The sequence below is a fragment of the Roseixanthobacter pseudopolyaromaticivorans genome (genome assembly GCF_043195145.2).
GTDB lineage: Bacteria > Pseudomonadota > Alphaproteobacteria > Rhizobiales > Xanthobacteraceae > NCEH01.
This window is the reverse complement of record NZ_CM195539.1, coordinates 4,002,856-4,021,690: the sequence shown is the minus strand read 5'-3', so window position 1 is coordinate 4,021,690 and position 18,835 is coordinate 4,002,856. Positions and strand designations below refer to the sequence as shown.

Annotated in this window: 16 protein-coding genes and 1 pseudogene; 10 read left to right on the top strand and 7 right to left on the bottom strand. The window is 69.2% G+C overall.

What is annotated here, in order from left to right; genetic code table 11:
* The first annotated feature begins 129 nt into the window (after nt 1-129).
* The 4 genes from V5F68_RS18895 (at nt 130) to V5F68_RS18880 (ending at nt 3,534) form a co-directional block, all read left to right on the top strand.
* Nucleotides 130-912: an enoyl-CoA hydratase/isomerase family protein gene (locus V5F68_RS18895; protein ID WP_281806378.1), complete on the top strand. Its 783-nt coding sequence runs from the start codon at nt 130-132 to the stop codon at nt 910-912.
* A 127-nt stretch (nt 913-1,039) separates the two neighbouring features.
* Nucleotides 1,040-1,837: an IclR family transcriptional regulator gene (locus tag V5F68_RS18890; protein ID WP_281805205.1), complete on the top strand. Its 798-nt coding sequence runs from the start codon at nt 1,040-1,042 to the stop codon at nt 1,835-1,837.
* 7 nt (nt 1,838-1,844) lie between these two features.
* On the top strand, nt 1,845-2,750 hold the full coding sequence (locus V5F68_RS18885; RefSeq protein WP_281805203.1) for an IclR family transcriptional regulator: 906 nt from the start codon (nt 1,845-1,847) through the stop codon (nt 2,748-2,750).
* Nucleotides 2,740-3,534, top strand: a complete 795-nt coding sequence (locus V5F68_RS18880) for an enoyl-CoA hydratase-related protein (RefSeq protein WP_281805200.1) — start codon at nt 2,740-2,742, stop codon at nt 3,532-3,534. Before V5F68_RS18885 ends, V5F68_RS18880 begins: the two co-directional genes overlap by 11 nt.
* 14 nt (nt 3,535-3,548) lie before the next feature.
* On the opposite strand, the gene V5F68_RS18875 is transcribed toward V5F68_RS18880, so the two are convergent.
* Genes V5F68_RS18875 through V5F68_RS18865 form a run of 3 tightly spaced genes read right to left on the bottom strand, consistent with a single transcriptional unit; the run spans nt 3,549 to nt 7,365 of the window.
* Nucleotides 3,549-4,313 (bottom strand): CoA-transferase subunit beta, encoded by a 765-nt coding sequence (locus tag V5F68_RS18875; RefSeq protein ID WP_281805198.1) that lies wholly within the window; start codon nt 4,311-4,313, stop codon nt 3,549-3,551.
* Nucleotides 4,310-5,251, bottom strand: coding sequence for a CoA transferase subunit A (locus V5F68_RS18870; protein ID WP_281805196.1), 942 nt, complete (start codon nt 5,249-5,251; stop codon nt 4,310-4,312). Before V5F68_RS18870 ends, V5F68_RS18875 begins: the two co-directional genes overlap by 4 nt.
* Nucleotides 5,248-7,365, bottom strand: coding sequence for an acetate--CoA ligase family protein (locus V5F68_RS18865; RefSeq protein WP_394016266.1), 2,118 nt, complete (start codon nt 7,363-7,365; stop codon nt 5,248-5,250). Before V5F68_RS18865 ends, V5F68_RS18870 begins: the two co-directional genes overlap by 4 nt.
* 282 nt (nt 7,366-7,647) lie before the next feature.
* Between V5F68_RS18865 and V5F68_RS18860 the strand changes: the two genes are divergently transcribed.
* The 4 genes from V5F68_RS18860 to V5F68_RS18845 all read left to right on the top strand — a co-directional run bounded on the left by V5F68_RS18860 (nt 7,648) and on the right by V5F68_RS18845 (nt 13,257).
* Nucleotides 7,648-8,799, top strand: coding sequence for an acyl-CoA dehydrogenase family protein (locus tag V5F68_RS18860; protein WP_281805192.1), 1,152 nt, complete (start codon nt 7,648-7,650; stop codon nt 8,797-8,799).
* A gap of 33 nt (nt 8,800-8,832) precedes the next feature.
* Nucleotides 8,833-10,038 (top strand): 3-oxoadipyl-CoA thiolase, encoded by a 1,206-nt coding sequence (gene pcaF / locus V5F68_RS18855; RefSeq protein ID WP_281805190.1) that lies wholly within the window; start codon nt 8,833-8,835, stop codon nt 10,036-10,038.
* A 3-nt stretch (nt 10,039-10,041) separates the two neighbouring features.
* A complete protein-coding gene (locus V5F68_RS18850) occupies nt 10,042-12,120 on the top strand; it encodes a 3-hydroxyacyl-CoA dehydrogenase NAD-binding domain-containing protein (protein ID WP_281805188.1) in 2,079 nt (692 codons plus the stop codon).
* 132 nt (nt 12,121-12,252) lie between these two features.
* Nucleotides 12,253-13,257, top strand: a complete 1,005-nt coding sequence (locus V5F68_RS18845) for an MBL fold metallo-hydrolase (protein WP_281805186.1) — start codon at nt 12,253-12,255, stop codon at nt 13,255-13,257.
* 19 nt (nt 13,258-13,276) lie between these two features.
* Here V5F68_RS18845 and V5F68_RS18840 read toward each other — a convergent pair whose 3' ends face one another.
* Nucleotides 13,277-13,525 carry a hypothetical protein gene (locus tag V5F68_RS18840; protein ID WP_394016267.1) on the bottom strand — a complete coding sequence of 83 codons (249 nt, stop codon included), beginning with the start codon at nt 13,523-13,525 and terminating at the stop codon, nt 13,277-13,279.
* 49 nt (nt 13,526-13,574) lie between these two features.
* Between V5F68_RS18840 and V5F68_RS18835 the strand changes: the two genes are divergently transcribed.
* A complete protein-coding gene (locus V5F68_RS18835) occupies nt 13,575-14,570 on the top strand; it encodes a TRAP transporter large permease subunit (protein ID WP_394016268.1) in 996 nt (331 codons plus the stop codon).
* Here V5F68_RS18835 and V5F68_RS18830 read toward each other — a convergent pair.
* Nucleotides 14,528-15,574: a hypothetical protein gene (locus V5F68_RS18830; RefSeq protein ID WP_394016269.1), complete on the bottom strand. Its 1,047-nt coding sequence runs from the start codon at nt 15,572-15,574 to the stop codon at nt 14,528-14,530. The genes V5F68_RS18835 and V5F68_RS18830 overlap by 43 nt on opposite strands.
* A 132-nt stretch (nt 15,575-15,706) precedes the next feature.
* On the opposite strand from V5F68_RS18830, the gene V5F68_RS18825 reads away from it, so the two are divergent.
* The gene (locus V5F68_RS18825) at nt 15,707-16,066 is read left to right on the top strand and encodes a helix-turn-helix domain-containing protein (RefSeq protein ID WP_394016270.1); all 360 of its coding nucleotides are present in this window, start codon (nt 15,707-15,709) and stop codon (nt 16,064-16,066) included.
* A gap of 127 nt (nt 16,067-16,193) precedes the next feature.
* Here V5F68_RS18825 and V5F68_RS18820 read toward each other — a convergent pair whose 3' ends face one another.
* Both V5F68_RS18820 and V5F68_RS18815 read right to left on the bottom strand, forming a co-directional pair.
* Nucleotides 16,194-16,838, bottom strand: a complete 645-nt coding sequence (locus V5F68_RS18820; protein WP_394100496.1) for a hypothetical protein — start codon at nt 16,836-16,838, stop codon at nt 16,194-16,196.
* Between the two features lie 731 nt (nt 16,839-17,569).
* Nucleotides 17,570-18,711, bottom strand: a pseudogene (locus tag V5F68_RS18815) (IS3 family transposase).
* Nucleotides 18,712-18,835: the final 124 nt, after the last annotated feature.

Here is an 18,835-nt window from a genome sequence, read left to right as displayed (position 1 = left end):
TCCCGATACTTATGAACGTGACACAGATCGGAGGAAGGTACAATTACATTTTGAAAATACGTTCCGCACAGTGAGTTTTTGATGTAGCCTGATCGCCGTGCCATCATTCGGCAAGGAACGGAATCGGTGATGCATCCCGACGAGATCGTGCAATTCGAGGCCGCAGACGGCCTCGCCACCATCACCCTGAACCGCCCGGAGCGGCGCAACGCCCTGTCGGTCGCTGCCGCCGAGAGGCTCTTCGACCTGTGGGAGGAGGTAGACCGGCGCCCCGAGATCCGCGCCGTGATCCTCACCGCCGCGCCCTGCGGCACGTTCTGCGCCGGCATGGACCTGAAGGAGGCGAGCAGCATCGGTGCCAAGGGCGGCGACGTACTGCAGATAATTCGCGACCCGTTTCACGAGCGCATGCGCCGCGTGCGCGCGCCTATCATCGCCGCCATGACCGGCCACTTCGCCGCAGGCGGCTTCATGCTCTCGCTCAACGCCGACATCCGCATCGGCGTCGCCGGCACCAGCGGCGGGATCACCGAGGTGAAGCGCGGGCGCGGCTCGCCCTGGGCGGTGCCGCTCCTCTGGCAGATGCCGCAGCCGCTGGTGATGGAGATGGTCCTCACCGGCGAGCCCCAGACGATCGAACGCCTGCACGCCATCGGCTTCGTCAATTATGTGGAGCCGACGGCAGAAGCGGCGCTGGAGCGGGCACGGACGCTGGCGCGCATCATCGTCGCCAACGCTCCGCTCTCGGTGGCGGCGGGCAAGCAGTCGTTGCTCAATGCCATGAGCCTGGGCTGCGACGCCGGCCTTGCCGAGGCCAAGCAGATCTATCGCTCCGTCTATGACAGCCGCGACGCTCAGGAGGGCCCGCGCGCCTTCGCCGAGAAGCGCGCGCCGGTCTGGACCGGGACTTAGAGTGCGATTGGTCGCTCCGGAAGCGCGAGGCGCTTCCACGTGGACTGTGGTTCGCTCTCTAACTTATTGAGAGAGCCGGATTCGGCGTAGGCGAATCCGGCTTGAGGGTGCGAGCGTGGGAAGGATCATGGCGCCATCCAAGGACAAGACCACCGAGGTCGTCTCGCTGGCGCGCGGGCTCGCCATATTGCGGGCTTTCCGCGCCATCGACGCGCCGCTCGGCAACAAGGAGATCGCCGAGCGCACCGGGCTGCCCAAGGCGACCGTGGCGCGGCTCGCCTACACGCTGTGCGCCATGGGCTATCTGCGGCAGGTGGGGCCGCACGCCCAGTACCACCTCGGCGACAAGGTCTCCACGCTCGGCTACACGGTGCTGCGCACGCTCTCGGTGCGCCAGGTGGCCGAGCCGCTGATGCAGGCCATGGCCGACAAGCACGAAATGTCGGTCGCGCTCGGCATCGGCAACGGTCCGGACATGATCTATCTGCATTATTGCTCGGGTCCCGAGACCATCACCATGCGCCTGCATATCGGCGCCCTGGTGCCCATCGCCCAGTCGGCCATGGGGCGGGCCTATATGTGGGCGCTGCCGCCGCCGGCACGCGAGGCCCACATGCAGGCCATCCGCGCCGCGGCTGGCCCCTCCGCCGACGCGATGGAGGATGGCCTGCGCGAGGCCATCGCCGAGGTGGACCGGCGTGGCTTCTCGGTCTCCTTCGGCGACTGGCGCCGGGAGATATATGCGGTGGGCGCGCCGGTGTGGCTCGACCGCGGCGAAACCATCCTGGCGCTCAATTGCGGCACGCGGCGGCGCGATCTCGATCCGGCGCGGTTCCAGGACGAGCTGGGACCGGAGCTGATGGCCATGTCGAGCGAGATCGGCCACCGCATGGATCAACTGGGCGCGAGCTTCTGGGGCGACTGACCTTTCCATGGATGACCAGATCGACGAAAGCACCGCCGAAGACCGGGCCGCCCCGGCCCCGCGCGACATGGTGCGCCGCCGCCGCCAGCGCGGGGTGATCGCGCAGGACCGCGACTTCGTGAACGCGCTGGCGCGCGGGCTCATCGTGCTCGAGGCGTTCGGCACCACCCAGTCGGTCTGGCTCAGCGGCATGGAGGTGGCGGAGAAGGTGGGCCTGCCCAAGCCCACCACGTCGCGTCTGCTCCAGGCGCTGGCCGGCCTCGGCTATCTGCACTATTCGCCACGCCGGCGGCAGTTCCGCATCGGCACGGCGGTGCTGGCGCTGGGATTCGCCGCGCGCGAGCCGTTCAGCCTCGGCGACCTGGTGCGGCCCTACCTGAAGGAGCTGGCGGACACCTTCGCGGTCCATGCCTCCCTCGCCGCGCGCGACCGCCTCGACGTGATCGAGCTCGAGGTGTGCCACTCCCTCAACACGCTCATGACCCTGCGCCTGGAAGTGGGCTCGCGCATCCCGCTGGCAGGCACCGCCACCGGACATGCCCTGATCGCGCCGCTGGCCGAGAACGAGCTCCAGTATCTCCTCGGCCTGCTGCGCGAGCGCCACGCCAAGCGCTGGGACACCCTGCTCGCCAGCATCGAGACCGGGCGGCGCGAGGTGGCCGAGCAGGGCTTCACCACCGCGTCCGCGAGCTGGAACACCGACATCAACGGCGTGGCCGTGCCGCTGGTCTTCCCCGGCGGCTCGCCGGTCTACGCGCTCGCCTGCGGCGCCCCGGCCCGGCACCTGCCTGGCTGGAAGCAGCGCAAGATCGGCCAGCGCCTCGTGCAGATCGCCCGCGAGATCGAGCGCCGCCTGCTGGACGGCAACGTGGCGGCCCATCCCGGTGTCCCGGAGGTTTCCGATGTCCGATGAGGTCCTGCTGGATCGCCGGCCCGACGGCGTCGCGCTCCTGACCCTGAACGATCCCGCGCGGCGCAATCCGCTCTCCGACCGCCACATGCTCGATGCCCTGGTGGCGCGGCTCAGGGAGGTGGAGCAGGACGGCGCCGTCCGCGTCCTGGTGATCACCGGCGCGGGGCCGGTGTTCTCCGCCGGGGGCAACGTGAAGGACATGCGGGCGAAGGCCGGCATGTTCGCGGGGCCGGCGGTGGAGATCGCCGAGGCCTACCTGTCGGGCGTGCAGCAGATCCCGCAGATCATGCAGCGGCTCGACATCCCCACCATTGCCGCGGTGAACGGGCCGGCCATGGGCGCGGGCTGCGACTTGAGCCTCATGTGCGACATGCGCCTCGCCTCGGGCACGGCGCTGTTCGGCGAGGTGTTCGTCAATCTCGGCATCGTCTCCGGAGACGGCGGCGGCTGGTTCCTGGTGCGCCATGTGGGTTACCAGCGGGCGTGCGAGATCAGCTTCCGCGGCCGGCCCATCGATGCCGCGGAGGCGCTGCGCCTCGGCCTGGTGCTCGACGTGGTGCCAGAGGAGGAGCTTCTGCCGCGCGCGCTCGCGCTCGCCGGCGAGATCGCCGCCAAGCCCGCGCCGGCGATCCGCATGACCAAGCGCCTTCTGCGCATGGCGGAGCGCACCCATCTTCAGGACTTCCTCGGCGCCGCCGCCGCCATGCAGGCGGCCGCCCATGGCAGCGCCGAGCACGACGCGGCGCTCGACGCCGCGCTCGCCCTGCGCGCCCGCGCCTCCTGAGGCCGGGGCGGCGCTCAGTTCCGCAGCAGGCCGTCGGGGTCCACGATGCCGCGCAGCAGCTCCAGCTCGCGCGCGGTGGGCGCGGGCGTCTCCGGCACCTCGGCCGGCACTTCGAGCGCGAAGCCGGTCTTCGCCGCCACCTCGTCCACCGAGCTCCAGGCATGCACCGACTTCAGGCGCATGCGCAGGGTCTGCGGGTTGAAGTCCATCACCGCCAGCGGCGTGATGCAGAAGCGGGGGCCGCCCTTCAGGCCGGCCGCCTTGACGCTTTTCGGCCCGTCAAGGAAGCCGGGGGAGGTGACGAAGTCCACCTTCTCCACGAAGGTGCGGGGCGAGTGCGCGGTTGTGCAGATGTAAAAGCGCCGCGACATGGCGGCATAGGAGATGTTGGCGGCACCCGGCCCGCGCATCTTCGGCTTGTCGATGGTGCCGCCCACGAAATGCAGGTTGATGTTGCCGTGCGCGTCCACCTGCATGCCGTTGTGGAAGAAGAAGTCGAGGCCGCGATGGGAGTGGCCGAACAGTTCCAGGAACGTCTCCGAGGCCTCGCACGCCCCGAGCGCCCGGTCGTCCAGCATGGAGTTCCACAGCTTTCTGGGCCGCGGATTGACGAACATCTCGCCGGCGATCTGAATGTTCGGCGCATGGGTGAGGCGGGCGAGCAGGATCGCCGCCATGGGAATGGCCGCCGACGCCCCGGCAGCGCCGAGCTCGCCATCCTCAAGGTCGCGGGAGAGATAGACGGCCTGGAGCTCGGCCGGCGCGCAGTCGGTGGTCATAGGGATGCGGCCTCCTCCTCGAGCGCGCGCATTCGGGCGGTGCCGTCGGCGAGAGCGAGATAGTCCTCCTGGCGCGCCGGCGCGCGCACGTGAGCCGCGATGTAGTCGGCGAGCCTTTCCCGCGCGCCGTCGGCGCCGCGCCGGGCGGCCTCGGCGAGGTCGGCATAGTGCTCGATATAGGCCTCGTCGATGGAGTAGAGCGGGAAGCTGCCGGTGGGGTGGGCGCCGTAGGGGATCTCCACCACCGCGTCCACATAGATGCAGGGGATGGAGGTCTCGCGCGGGCGCGCGATGATCTCATCCGGCGGGACGATGCGGTCGACGCTCACGATCACCGTCTCGGCGGCGCGGGCGATGAGCTGGTCCGCATAGGTCATGGTGGCGAGGTGGCGCACGTTGCCGTAGGCGTCGGCCTCCTGGGCATGGAGCAAAGCGAGCTTGGGGCGGATGGCGCGGGTGGCGTAGAGCGCTTCGCCGGTGAACGGGCAGGTGATTGGGGCGACGAGCGGATTGTGCTTCGGCACGTCCGAGCCCTTCCAGGCCGCCACTGGCTGGAACGGCACGCCGTTCGCCGCCGCCAGGAGCCCGCCGACGATAGACAGCGCGTCGACGCAGTGGGCGGTGACGGTGCCCGCCTCCACGGCGCCGCGGAAGGCGGGGCACATGCGGTCCTCCAGCGTCACCGCCGGCAGGAACGTCTCCGCCACGCAGCCCGCAGCGATCAGCAGGTCCACGTCGAAGCCGGAGCCGGGCGAGGAGACGAGCTTGAGCTTCTTGCGGCCGAGCCGGATCACCTCGCGCACCAGGGCCAAGGGGCGGCCCTGCTTGAACAAGCCGCCGATGGCGAGGAGGTCCCCGTCGGCGAGTGTGCGCGCGATCAGGGCGCCGGCATCCTTTGCGGCGATGCGCTTCTCGCGCCTCTTGCCCGGCGCGCTCACGACGGCACGCCCATGCGGAACACGGTGGCGTCGAGGATCCACGCGCCCTCGCCGGCGCGTCCCACGCCCACCGGGTTGAGCTCCAGGCCCGCAAAGTCGTGGCCGAGGCCGGGCGCGAGGTCAGCGACGGCGACCGCAAGGTCGGTCAGCGCCTCCACGTCGAGCGCCGGCCGGCCGCGCGCGCCTTCGAGCAGCGCCGCGATCCGGCAGCTGCGAATCATGGCGGCGATCTCCTGGGGGTCCAGCGGCAGGATGCGCACCGCCACGTCCCGCATGATCTCGGTGTAGATGCCGCCGGCACCGAAGGTGAGGGTGGGGCCGAACTCCGGGTCCAGGCCTAGGCCAAGGATCACCTCCGCCTGGGGCCGCACCGTCTCGGCGAGGAGGAAGCCTTCAAGCGTGAGGGCATGCGTCTTGATGCTGTCCAGCATCGCCGCGATCCTCGCCTTGAGCGCCGCCTCGTCGGGCACCGCCACGGCCACGAGGCCGAGCTCGGACTTGTGGACCACCCCGGCGGCCATGCCTTTCAGCGTCACCGGATAGCCCACCTCGCGGGCGGCGGCGAGGACCGCCGCACCGTCTGCGCCGGGCACGAACGCCTCGCGCGGAAAGGCGAGGCCGCGGGCCTTCAGCAGGTCCTTGCTGGCCGCCTCGCTGAGGGCGACCGGCACGCCGTCGAGGCGCAGCTCCCGGCCCTCGGCCGGACCCTCGCGCAGCAGGCGGGGGGGCGCGCGCCGCGCCGCGTCGGCCACCGCCGCACCGGCCACCGCCGCCACGAAGGTGTCGATGCGGGTGAAGACCGGCACGCCCTCGCGCCGCAGCCGCCCGAGCGCGGCGCCGTTGAAGATCTCCGCGGGCGAGACCAGCGAGATCGGCTTGCCGGTGCGCCGGCTGGCGGCGATCATCGCATCGGCCACGTTCTCCGCCCAGGGCGGCACGATGGGGGTATTGGCGACCGCGATGCCGTCGAAGGCGGGATCGTCCGCGAAGGCGTCGAGGCAGGTGGCGAAGCCCTCGGGACGGCGGAACGGCGTGCCGGCGATGTCCACTGGGTTCCTGGTGGACAGGAACGCCGGGATGTCGGCCCGCATGCGCGCCACGGTGGCCTCCCCGGGCGCGGGAAGGGACACGGCGCCGCTGCTCTCCAGCGCGTCGGCGACGCAGCCGCCATAGCCGCCGGAAACGGTGAGGATGCCAAGGCTGCGGGTGGCGCAGGCGGTCGCCACATATTGCGCCACCGGCAGCAGGTCCTCGATGGCGGCGACATCCACCCAGCCGAGCTGGCGCACCGCCGCCTCGTAGGCGCCGCGCTCGCCGACCAGCGCGCCGGTATGGCCGGCGGCGGTGCGCCTGCCTGCCTCCGAGCGGCCAGCCTTGTAGAGCGCCACCGGCTTGCCGGCGGCATGGGCGCTGCGCGCGGCCGCCAGCAGCCGGCCGCTCTCGCGGATGCCCTCCACATAGAGCGCGATGGCGCGCGTCGCCGGGTCGTCGACCAGGAACTGCACGAAGTCCGCGAGGCCGGTCGCCGCCTCGTTTCCCGTGGAGATGACGTGGCTGAGGCCGATGCCGGCGCGCTCGGCCTCCTCCATCAGCGCGCTGCCGAGCGCCCCGCTCTGCACCACGAGGCCCACCACGCCCGGGCGCGGCAGGCTGGCGGTGATGCGGCTGGTGGAGCTCAGGGCGACGCGCCGGCCGAGATTGACGAAGCCGGTGGTGTTCGGTCCAAGCATGGCCGCGCCGTGGCTGCGCACCAGCGCGGCGAGGCGCGCCTGCTTGGCGGCGCCCTCCTCGCCGGATTCCGAGAACCCGCCGGTGATGACCACGAACGCCCGCACCCCGAGGCCGAGCGCCTCTTCCACCGTGGCGTAGACGTCGTCGGCCGGCACCGAGATCACTACGCAGTCCGGAACATGGGACAACTCGCGGAGGCTGGTGACGGTCTCGACGCCATCGATCACCGCCTTCTCGCGGGTCACCAGATCGATGCGCTGGTCGTAGCCGTGCAGCCGCAGGTGATCGAAGATCGCGCGCCCGCCCACCTGGAACGTGGCCTTCTTGGTGGAGACGCCGACGATGGCGATGGAGGCGGGGTCGATCAGCTTCTTGAGAGACACGGAGCATCCTTCCGGCTGGGGCGGCGCGCTGACAAACTGATAATCCGGCCGGGATCGAAATCAAGAAAATAAAAATGCGTTCCGCATAATGGATTAGAATCTGGACTTGTCGGGGAAACTCCGATACCCCTTCCGGCCGGAGCGAGATCCGTGCAGATCCACGCGCTTTGTCGCTGGATCGGCGGCTCGCGCGGAGATGGAGAACGGGGTGTCCGGCCCGAATTGTCGTGCACGCCGGTCGGCGCGCATGCGAGCAAGCGCGGCATCTCGGGGAGGGTACCGGTGGCGCTGGATCATGAAACCTTCACCCTGCTCAAGGACACCGTCCGCCGCTTCGTGGACGAGCGGCTGATCCCGGCCGAGCCGGCGGTGGCGGAGAGCGACGTCATCGATCCGGCCATCCTTTCGCAGATGCGCGAGCTCGGACTGTTCGGCCTGTCGATCCCGCAGGAGTGGGGCGGCCTCGGCCTCGGCATGGCCGAGGAGGTGGAGATCGTCATGGAGCTCTGTCGCGCCGCGCCCGCCTTCCGCTCGGCGGTTGGGACCAATATCGGCATCGGCTCCCAGGCGATCGTGCTCGCGGGCACCGAGGCGCAGCGCCAGCGCTACCTGCCGCGCCTCGCCAGCGGCGAGCTTGTCTCGTCCTTCGCCCTGACCGAGCCCGATGCCGGGTCGGACGCCGCGTCCCTGCGCACCCGGGCGGTGCGGCGCGCCGACGGCAGCTGGGTCATCAACGGCACCAAGCGATACATCACCAACGCCCCCGAGGCCGGGCTCTATACCGTCATGGCGCGCACCTCCGACACGCCGGGAGCGGGCGGCATCTCCTGCTTCCTTGTGGAGCGCGAGGCGCTGGGCCTCTCGCTCGGCCCGTGGGATCGCAAGATGGGCCAGCGCGGCGCCCACACCAGCGACGTGATGTTCGAGGACTGCGTCGTCCCCGCCGATGCGCTCGTCGGCGCCGAGGGCCAGGGCTTCAGGGTCGCCATGCGGGTGCTCGACAAGGGGCGTCTGCACATCTCCGCCGTCTGCGTGGGCGCGGCGACGCGGCTCATCGAGCTGAGCGCCGCCTATGCATGCGAGCGCCAGCAGTTCGGCCGGCCCATCGCCGAGTTCCAGCTGGTGCAGGCGCTGCTCGCGGACAGCTATGCGGAGACCTACGCCGCCCGCTCCATGGTGCTCGATGCCGCGCGCCGGCGCGATGCCGGCGAGAACGTCACCATCGAGGCCTCGGCCTGCAAGATGTTCGCTTCCGAGATGGTGGGCCGGGTCGCCGACCGCGCGGTGCAGATCCACGGCGGTGCCGGCTACATGTCGGAATATGCCGTTGAGCGTTTCTTCCGAGACGTGCGGCTGTTCCGCCTTTATGAGGGCACCACCCAGATCCAGCAGCTCATCATCGCCCGCGAACTGCTGCAGAAGATCAAGAACTGAGCGCGCGGCGCCCGCCTGCGCACGGAGGACGCGATGAACGACGCCTATATCTGCGATTTCGCGCGCACGCCCATCGGCCGCTATGCGGGCGTGCTGAAGGACGTGCGGACGGACGATCTCGCCGCCCATCCCATCCGCGTCCTGATGGAGCGCAATGCGGGCGTCGACTGGGAGGCGCTGGACGACGTGGTGTTCGGCTGCGCCAACCAGGCGGGAGAGGACAACCGCAACGTGGCGCGCATGGCCGCGCTGCTCGCCGGACTGCCGGCCAGCGCCCCCGGCACCACGGTGAACCGCCTGTGCGGCTCGGGGCTCGACGCGGTGGGCATCGGCGCGCGGGCGATCATGACCGGCGACGCCGACCTCGTGATCGCCGGCGGCGTGGAGAGCATGACCCGCGCGCCCTTCGTCATGGGCAAGGCGGCGGAAGCGTTCGCGCGCCAGGCGGAGATCTTCGACACCACCATCGGCTGGCGCTTCGTGAACCCGCTGATGAAGGCGCAGTACGGCGTCGATTCCATGCCCGAGACCGGCGAGAACGTGGCCGAGGACTTCCAGGTCTCGCGCGCCGACCAGGACCTGTTCGCCTATCGCTCCCAGCAGCGCACCCGCGCGGCGCAGGACAGCGGCTTCTTCGACCGGGAGATCGCTCCGGTCGAGATCAAGGGCAAGAAGGGCGCGCTCGTCCGCGTGGAGAAGGACGAGCACCCGCGCGACACCACCCTGGAGCAGCTCGCCGCCCTCAGGGCGCCGTTCCGCAAGGAGGGCGGCACCGTGACCGCCGGCAACGCCTCCGGCGTCAATGACGGGGCGGGCGCGCTGATCCTCGCCTCGGCGGCGGCGGCCCGCAAGTATGGCCTCACGCCGCGCGCCCGCATGGTGTCGGTGGTGCAGGCGGGGGTGCCGCCGCGCATCATGGGCATCGGCCCGGCGCCGGCGACCAGAAAGCTCCTGGAGAAGAACCGTCTCGCCCTCGCCGACATCGACGTGATCGAGCTCAACGAGGCGTTTGCCGCCCAGGCGCTCGCCGTGCTGCGCCAGCTCGGCTTGCCGGACGATGCGGAGCACGTGAACCCGCACGGCGGCGCCATCGCCCTCGGCCATCCCCTCGGCATGTCCGGCGCGCGGCTCGCCATGACGGCGGTGAGCGCGCTGGAGGCGCGCGGCCAGAAGCGCGCGGTCGCCACCATGTGCATCGGCGTCGGCCAGGGCATCGCCGCCCTCATCGAGCGGGTCTGAGCCATGGACGCGGCGACCTCTCCCGTCCGGGTCGAGCGGCACGGCCCGGTCGGCGTGGTGGTGATCGACCATGCGCCGGTCAACGCCCTGTCCAAGGGCGTGCGGCAGGGCCTGCGCGACGCCGTGGGCGCGCTCGGGGCTGACCCCGGCGTCAGCGCCATCGTGCTGAGCGGCGGCCCGGGGCGCTTCATCGCCGGCGCCGACATCCGCGAGATGAGCCTGCCGCCGGACGACCCGCTCCTGCCCGACGTGATCGCGGCCATCGACGCGCTGGACAAGCCCGTCGTGGCGGCCATCGACGGCGCGGCGCTCGGCGGCGGCTGCGAGGTCGCGCTCGCCTGCGACCTGAGGATCGCCAGCCCCAAGGCCCTGGTGGGCCTCACCGAGACGCGGCTCGGCATCATCCCCGGCGCCGGCGGCACGCAGCGCATCGCGCGCCTCGTCGGCATCGCCGACGCCATCGCCCTCGTCTGCGAGGGGCGCATCCTCAAGGCGCAGGACGCGCTCGGCCTCGGCCTGCTGGACGAGGTGGTGGACGGCGACCTGATCGCCGTCGCCGTCGCCCGCGCGCCGCAGGCCGCCAAGCGGCGCCTGTCCGAGCGCGCGGTGCCCGAGGGCGACGCCGCCCGCGAGGAGGCCGCCGCCGCGGCGGCGCTGAAGGGCGCCAAGGGCCTTCCGGCCATCGCCGAGGCGGTGCGCGTGGTGCGCGCCGCCCGCGGCACGGCCTTCGCGGCGGGCCTCGCCGACGAGCGCGCCACCTTCCTCGCGCTGCGCGAGAGCCTTGAGGCGAAGGCGCTGCGCCACCTGTTCTTCGCCGAGCGCGAGGCCGGCAAGGTGCCCGGCCTCGAAGGCGCGGCGGCGCGCGTGCTCAAGCAGGCGGCGGTGATCGGCGCCGGCACCATGGGCGCCGGCATCGCCGTGGCGCTGGCGGATGCGGGGCTCCCCGTGACGCTGGTGGAGCGCGACGCCGCGGCGGCCGAGGCCGGCCTCGCGCGGGTGCGCGGGCTCTATGAGCGGCCCGTGAAGAGCGGCCGCCTGTCCCAGGCGGAGGCCGACAAGCGACTCGCCGCAATCACCGCCACCAGCGATTGGCAGGCGCTCGCGGACGCCGATCTCGTCGTCGAGGCGGCGTTCGAGGACATGGCGGTGAAGGCCGACATCTTCGGCCGCCTCGACGCGGTGGCCAAGCCCGGCGCGGTGCTGGCGAGCAACACCTCCTATCTCGACCTCGACGCCATCGCCGCCGCGACCTCCCGCCCGCAGGACGTGGTGGGCCTGCACTTCTTCGCCCCCGCCAACGTCATGAAGCTGCTGGAAGTGGTGCGCGGGAAGGCGACCGCGCCGGACGTGCTCGCCACGGCCCTGGCGCTGGCGAAGCGGATGGGCAAGCAGCCGGTGGTGGCCGGCAATTGCGACGGCTTCATCGGCAACCGCATCTATGCGGTCTACCGCCGCCACGCGGAATATATGGTGGAGGACGGCGCCACGCCGGAGGAGGTGGACGCGGCGCTGGAGGCCTACGGCTTCGCCATGGGCGTCTTCGCGGTCTCCGACATGTCGGGGCTCGACATCGGCCATGCCATGAGGAAGCGCCGCGCGGCGACCCGCGATCCGGCGGAGCGCTACGTCGTCATCGCCGACGCTCTGGTGGAGGCGGGCCGGCTCGGCCGCAAGACCGGCGCCGGCTGGTACGCCTACGACGCGGCGGGCGGCAAGTCCGCCGATCCGGCCGTCGCCGAGGCGGTCGCCGCCGCCCGGCGCGCGGCCGGCATCGCGCCGCGCGCCTTCACCGCCGGGCAGATCCAGCGCCGGCTTCTCGCGGTGATGGCCAATGAGGGCGCGAAGGCGCTCGGCGAGGGCATCGCTCTGCGGGCGTCCGACATCGACCTCGCCTTCGTCAACGGCTATGGCTTCCCGCGCCTCAAGGGCGGGCCCATGTTCGCCGCCGACGAGATGGGCCTTGCCGCCGTGCTCGCGGAAATGGAGGCGGCCCACGCGGCGGGCGGCGCGGGGTCCGAGCCGGCGCCGCTGCTGGTCGAGCTGGCGCGCAGCGGCGGGCGCTTTGCCACCTGGACGCGGTGAGAGCTGGCGGCGCGATGCGACTTTGCCATTGCCTCGCCGGCCCGAATGGGCATTTTGCCCGGCAACGGATGTATCTCAGGCGGGCGTCATGACCGCCCCTTGGCCGAGGCGGCGCGAAGAGGCGGGACGACGATGACGGTTTCGACGCAGGTGGAGGCGCCCGAGCTCAGCGAGGTCGCTCCGGGCATCCTCAGGGTGCGGGTGCCCCTGCCCTTCCCGCCGCGCGAGGTGAGCGCCTGGCTGCTCTCCGGCGCGGACGGCTGGACGCTGATCGATTCGGGCGTGGACGACGCGCCCACCCGCGACATCTTCACCCGCGTGCTCGCCGATCCCCGGCTCGGCGGCGCGCCGGTGGAGCGCCTCCTCGTCACCCATTTCCACCCGGACCATATCGGCCTCGCGGGCTGGCTCCACGGGATCACCGGCGCCGATCTCCATATGAGCCGCACCGAATGGCTGCAGGCGAACCTGCTGCTGAAGGAGGACCCGGCCGAGGAGATGGCCGCGCTGGTCGCCCATTGCCGGCGCGCCGGCGCGCCGCAGGAATTCCTGGAGTACCTGCCGAAGCGCGGCATGCTGTACCCGAAATGGGTGGGCCCGCTGCCGCGCCGCTACCTGCGGGTCGCCGCGGGCGACGTGCTGAAGATGGCGGGGACCGAGTGGCGGGTGATGATCGGCGAGGGCCACGCGCCGGAGATGATCTGCCTCCATTCCGCGGAGCGCGACCTGCTGATCGCGGCGGACCAGATCCTCGGCCACATCTCGCCCCATATCGGCGTGCAGCCCTCCGATCCGGGCGCCGACAACCTTTGCGCCTTCCTGCGGTCGCTGGAGACGTTCGAGGCGCTGCCCGCGGGCACGCACGTGCTGCCCTCCCACGGCGAGCCGTTCGACGGCCTGCATGCCCGCATCGCCGTCCTCAAGGCGCACCACGAGGAGCGGCTCGCCCGCCTGATCGACTTCTGCGCCACCCCGCGCACCGCCATGGACACGCTGGAGGTGCTGTTCCGCCCGCTGCCTCTGGAGCAGACCGGCTTCGGCCTCAGCGAGGCGCTGGCGCACCTGCGCCATCTGGTGTTCAAGGGCGCGCTGGCGCAGGGCGTCGCGGACGGGCGCTGGGTGTTCACGCGCGCCTGAGGCTCCGGGCGGCGGGGAATCAGAGGCCGAGGCGGATGCTGCCCGGCGCGTCTTCCGCGAACACCGCGGCCTCCGCCAGCGCATGGCCGTGGAGGCCGAGGCAGGGCCCTTCGATCCGTGCCGCTCTGGGATTCCCTACCTCACCTTCCTCACCGGCAGCGCCCTCCTGTTCGCCTTCCAGGCGGTGCGCCTGGTCGGCCGGCTCCGGTCCATGCGCCCGTGCGCGCAAGCCGACCGCGCTCTTCAGGTTCGGTGGGCTTCTGGCCATCACGACCCTGCTCATCGCGGGTGGCGGCGACTGGTCGGCTCTCGGCGTCGTGCCGAGCACCATCTGGGACTCGGTCACCAATTTCACGCTCACGGCTGTGCCGCTCTACATCCTGATGGGCGCCATCATCGCGGCGTCCGGCATGGGCGCGGAATCCGTCGGCAAGCTGTTCCTGGCGGGCATCCTGCCGAGCCTGCTGCTCGCGCTGCTGTTCACCGCCTATCAGATGTGGCTCGCCCGCCGGCGGTTCGTCAGCGCCGCGCAGCCTGTGCGCGCGGGTCCCGTCAGCATGTCCGATCACATGCGGGCGCTGGTGGAAATCCTGCCCGTGGCGACGCTCATCGCCATCATCCTCGGCTCGGTCTACAGCGGCATTGCGACGCCCACGGAAACGGCGGCCATCGGCGTCGCGGTCAGCCTGCTGCTGGCCTCCGTGCTCTATCGCGAGCTCGACTGGCAGAAGTGCCGGCTCATCCTGATGGAGACCGGACGTGGCAGCATCATGGTGATGACGATCATCGCGGGCGCCATGGTGTTCGGCTACGCGCTCACCACCACGGACATCGCCCCCACGCTGTCGCGCGTGATGGCGCGGGTGGACTTGCCGCAGTGGCTGGTCTTCATCGCCATCAACCTGCTCCTGCTGTTCCCTGGATGCTTGCTGGAGACCTTGTCGATCATCGTGATCACCACGCCCATCATCATCCCCATCATCGACACGTTCGGCTGGGACAAGGTCTGGTTCGGCGTGATCTTGATGATCAACATGGAAATGGCTTTGATCACGCCGCCGGTGGGCCTCAACCTGTTCGTGGTGAAGGGCGTGGTGCCGGAGGTGCCGCTGGGGCGCATCATCTCCGGCACGCTGCCTTATGTTGCGATCATGGCGCTGGCGCTGGCGCTGGTTGCGGTTTTCCCCCAGCTGGGTTTGTATCCTCACAGGTCTCCTGACGGCATGGTAGTGGGTTTCAAATCTCCACGGTCAGCCAATGTCTATCTCGGTCAAAACCTGCCCATGGCCAGGCTCTGCATGCGGCGCGCCTGATCGGCCTGGATCGCGGCGGAGCGCTCCTGCAAGCGCCGCTCTGCCGACTGCACGGCCTGGCGCGCCCGCGCGACACGCGCTTGGGCGGCATCCAAAGCATTGGCGGCAATGGTGGTCGGAGTGACGGTTGGCGCCTGTACCTGTGCCCGGGGCGCCTCAGTGCCGTGGATCGCGCGGTCCAACTCTTGACGCCGCGTTTCATCCAGACGGCGCGCTTCCTCCTCGTACCGCGCTTGCTGCTGCTTGAGCGTCGCGCCGCGCTCTTCAAGGGAGCGCACCGCCTCCTCCTCGATCTCGGTCAGGCGGCGGTCGATGGTGGCATAGGGCTCGTCCCCGGAAAGCTGCGTCAGTGCCTCCTGGATGGGACTGTCCAGCATGGCGCCCCCATCGGCGGCGGACACGACGACGCCGACAGCGGCGAGGCGCGCCACACGTTGGAGAATGTTCGAGAGCCGCTGGGCGGCGGCCAGCACCTGCGGCCGCTGCAGCTCGGCCTGCGCAATCCAGTGGGCGGCGAAGCGCCTGCGGGTCGCGGCCGCCAGATCGCTCAATTGCCGATCGGTCGAGAGGCTATCGGCATAGGCCTTTTTGAAGAGCACGGTCTGCGCCAGGCAAAGCTCGGCGCCGGGCACCTCGGGACGCTGCATCTTCACGGCCTGTGCCGTCCCGGACTCCGCGGCCTGCGTGAGGACAGTCTGCGCCTCAGAGGGAGGCGGCCGGGAGACCACCTTCTTCAGGATCACGACGGTGTCGCACATGCCGCCCATGGCCTGTGCCAGTTCCGCGCTGAAGAGCGTGTCGACCTGCCCGGGGTCGGCCCCGAGCAGCATGAGCCCCAGGCGGAGCTGAATGAGCTCATCGTCGGTGGGCTTTTCCGGCAGGACGTACTTCTGCTCGAAGATCCGTTCCTTGTAGCCGTACTCGGCCTTAGCGAAGTGAGGGAAGGCGAGCAGGCCAAGGCTGCCGCACAGCGCAAGCGTCCTGATCAGCCTGGGAGAGGCCATCGGAGGGATTCCTTTCTGAGGCGCGGAGGTATTTCAGTCGCGGCGAGAGTACGCCTTGTATCCATTATGGACATTACGTAACATACAAATTGTTCGTAGACGCTGCAAGGCAGATCGGAACATTTCGTTCGCATGGATCTCTTCGCAGCGAACATTCGGGCACGGGCGGCACAGCTCGGCATCTCCAACGCTGAGGCCGCTCGCAGGGCCGGCCTCAACGAGCGCCGCTATGCCCATTACATCAGCGGAGCGAGGGAGCCTGACTTGGCCACTTTGGTGAGAATCGCAAAAGCGCTCGGCACGACGCCCGACGCGTTGCTGGGCGTGAAACGCGAGCCCGACGACATGGCCGCGCCAACCGACCGCTCGATGCTGATCGACCGCATCGTCACGGTGGTGAACAATCTGGAGACTTATGAACTCGAGATCGCGGTGACACAGGCCGAAGTGATCCTGCGCCTGCAGCAGGAAAAGGGCCCCAAGACGGCCTGACGCTCGCCTTCCTTCACACACTGCCGATGGCACCAATCTGGACCGATCGGCTCTTGTCGGCTGAGACCACAGGAGGGGTGCAAGCGCCCCTCCTTTCTCTGTCCGACTGGCTCAGAGGGCCTCCCGCTCACGCCTTGCAATCGGGATGCATGAGGGCGAGCTGGCTGATCGGCCGCGTGATCACCGGCAGATCATCGAAGCCGTGCCATTTGAGCGTGGCCCGGGTCGCATCGCGATTGATCACCTCGGCCGGCCACCAGCCGTTGAACGCACCCTCTTCATAGTCCGGCGCGAGCACCAGGTGGCCGCTGGCAATCTCGGGCCAGAGCCCCACGGCGACCTCCTTACTGACAACACCGAGATTGCCGCCGTCGAGCATGTTCTGCGATGCGATGGCCACGGCAGCGACAGGCTTGTCCGTGGCGCCCGAGGCGGCCTCAGCGGCCGTTTCGACGGCCGGCGCTGTCGTCGTCGCCTGTGCTGCCGCCTTGGCCTCAGCGGCCTTCGGAATCAACTGCACGACAGGCGCAGTTTTGGCCGCGCTCTCGACCACGGCCGCGAGCTCGCTGATCATGCGCGGCGTGACCGCGCCGAGCAGGGGAGCACCCTCCTTGTCGAAGGCGCCGCGCGCCAAGCTGGCAATGAGCTTCGCGTCCTTCGCCGGGCTCAGCGTCACGCAGCGATGGCCGAGGCCCTCGGCAGCAGCGCGCGCCTTTTCGGCGGCCTCGCCTTCGAACTTTGCGGCCTGGGACGGCGTGGCATTGAAGAGCACGAGAATGCCGTGCGAGGCGGCCTGAGATTTGACAGTCATGATGCGATCTTTCGTGAGGCTGGCGGCAGTCTCCGCCTCTTTATCTTATCATAATACCGTCTATTTGTCAAGCAACTCGTGCCGAGGGGAGGCTCTGGCTTCATTTCGGATCGAATATTTTGTTCTTGAACCTGGGCCTATAGTCACCCCGCTTGTCTGTCCGGAGTTGCAAAGCTCGGATCATCGATATGGTTTGTGGCAGGCATGGCCGATATTCGAAAACCAAGCGGCTTGGACGCAAACTGCGATTTTAAGCAGAACTGCGATGCGCCGATGATCGGATTCGGCCGAATGCGGCCCGGAGCTCAATATCGCTTGGCCTCGCGTGCGCGAGGCTGTTATGGCTCTCAAAGATACGCGGTGAAATGCAGTGGGATTCCGCTTTTTGCGCACCGAACTCACGAAGCTGCAGCCGCGAAAAATGTAGGCATGCCTGTAGGCATGAAAAATTCGCTACCTGCATTTTTCATTTAAAATCAATATCATCTTTCATTACTTCGACTCCTTCCGATGGCGGAGGTCATCCGGCAGGGCATCGCACAGACCGGTCGTTAAAGGCGGCCGATCGGATGTCTGATTGGAAGGTCCCTTCGCGCCGCTGCGGCTCGATTCCTTCCACCTTCCCTCAGCCCTCAAAATCCCTTGGGCTGCATTCCAGCTGACCTGCCCCTATTGAGTGATCCAGTTTGACCCTAATGCATTGTCGGCCTTTGTGCCGGGTTTGATATTGGCGGTGGTGCACGATGGCGGCCGGCGCCGGTGGTTTGTAGCCGAGCGGCAATGAGGTCGCTCAGTGTTGTAATGCTGCCACCAACTCTCGATGACGATCCTGGCCGCGGCAAGGCTGTAGAAGATCTCGCCATCGAGGAGTTCGTCGCGGAGCTTGGAATTGAAGCTCTCGCAATAGCCATTCTCCCACGGCGAGCCCGGCTCGATGAAGGCCGTCCTGGCCCCGACAGCGGCGATCCAGTCCCGGACGGCGGTGGCGATGAACTCCGGGCCATTGTCTGAACGAACATGCCCCGGCACGCCCCGCAGCACGAACAGGTCCGTCAGAACGTCGATGACGGCGGTCGAGTTGAGCTTCCGGTCGATGCGGATGGCCAAGCATTCCGGGGTATATTCGTCGATGACGTTCAACATGCGGAACTTTCGGCCATTGTGAGTGCGATCCTCGACGAAGTCGTAGGACCAAACGTGGTTGGGATATTCCGGCCGCAGCCGCACGCAGGACCCGTCATTGAGCCAGAGCCGGCCTTTCTTCGGTTGCTTGTGCGGCACCTTAAGCCCCTCCCGCCGCCAGATCCGCTCCACCCGCTTGACGTTCACCGCCCACCCGGCGGCGTGCAGCAAGGCCGTGATCCGGCGATAGCCATAGCGTCCGTACCGAGTGGCGAGTTCGACGATGTCCGCGGTCTGGGCCGCCTCGTCGGCACGGCCCACCGGCACCTTGCGTTGGGTCGATCGATGTTGCCCCAGAACCCGGCACGCCAGCCGTTCCGACACGCCGAGCTTGCTCACAACGTGTTCGAGGCAGCGACGGCGCCGGGCGGGGCTCAGAAGTTTTCCGCCGCAGCTTCCTTCAGGATCAGCTTCTCGAGTGTCAGATCCGAGACCGCCTTCCGCAGCCGCTCGTTCTCCTTCTCGAGTTCCTTCAGCCGCTTGACCGGGTCGCTCTTCAGCCCGCCAAACTCCTTGCGCCAGCGGTAATACGTGAACGCCGTCACCGCAATCGCCCGGATCGCTTCGGCAACGGGGCGCCCCTACGACACAAGAAGTCGACCTGCCGAAGCTTCGCGACGATCTCTTCCGGCTTGTGCTTCTTCTGCGCCATTGCGCCATCCTCCAAAGGCCCGAAAGCCTACTTCACGGAGGACCACTTTTCAGGGGGCAGGCCACTGCTGCGGGACGGATGAATGGGCGTACCGGAGCGTTTGTGCCAAGAGATGGGTCAGATG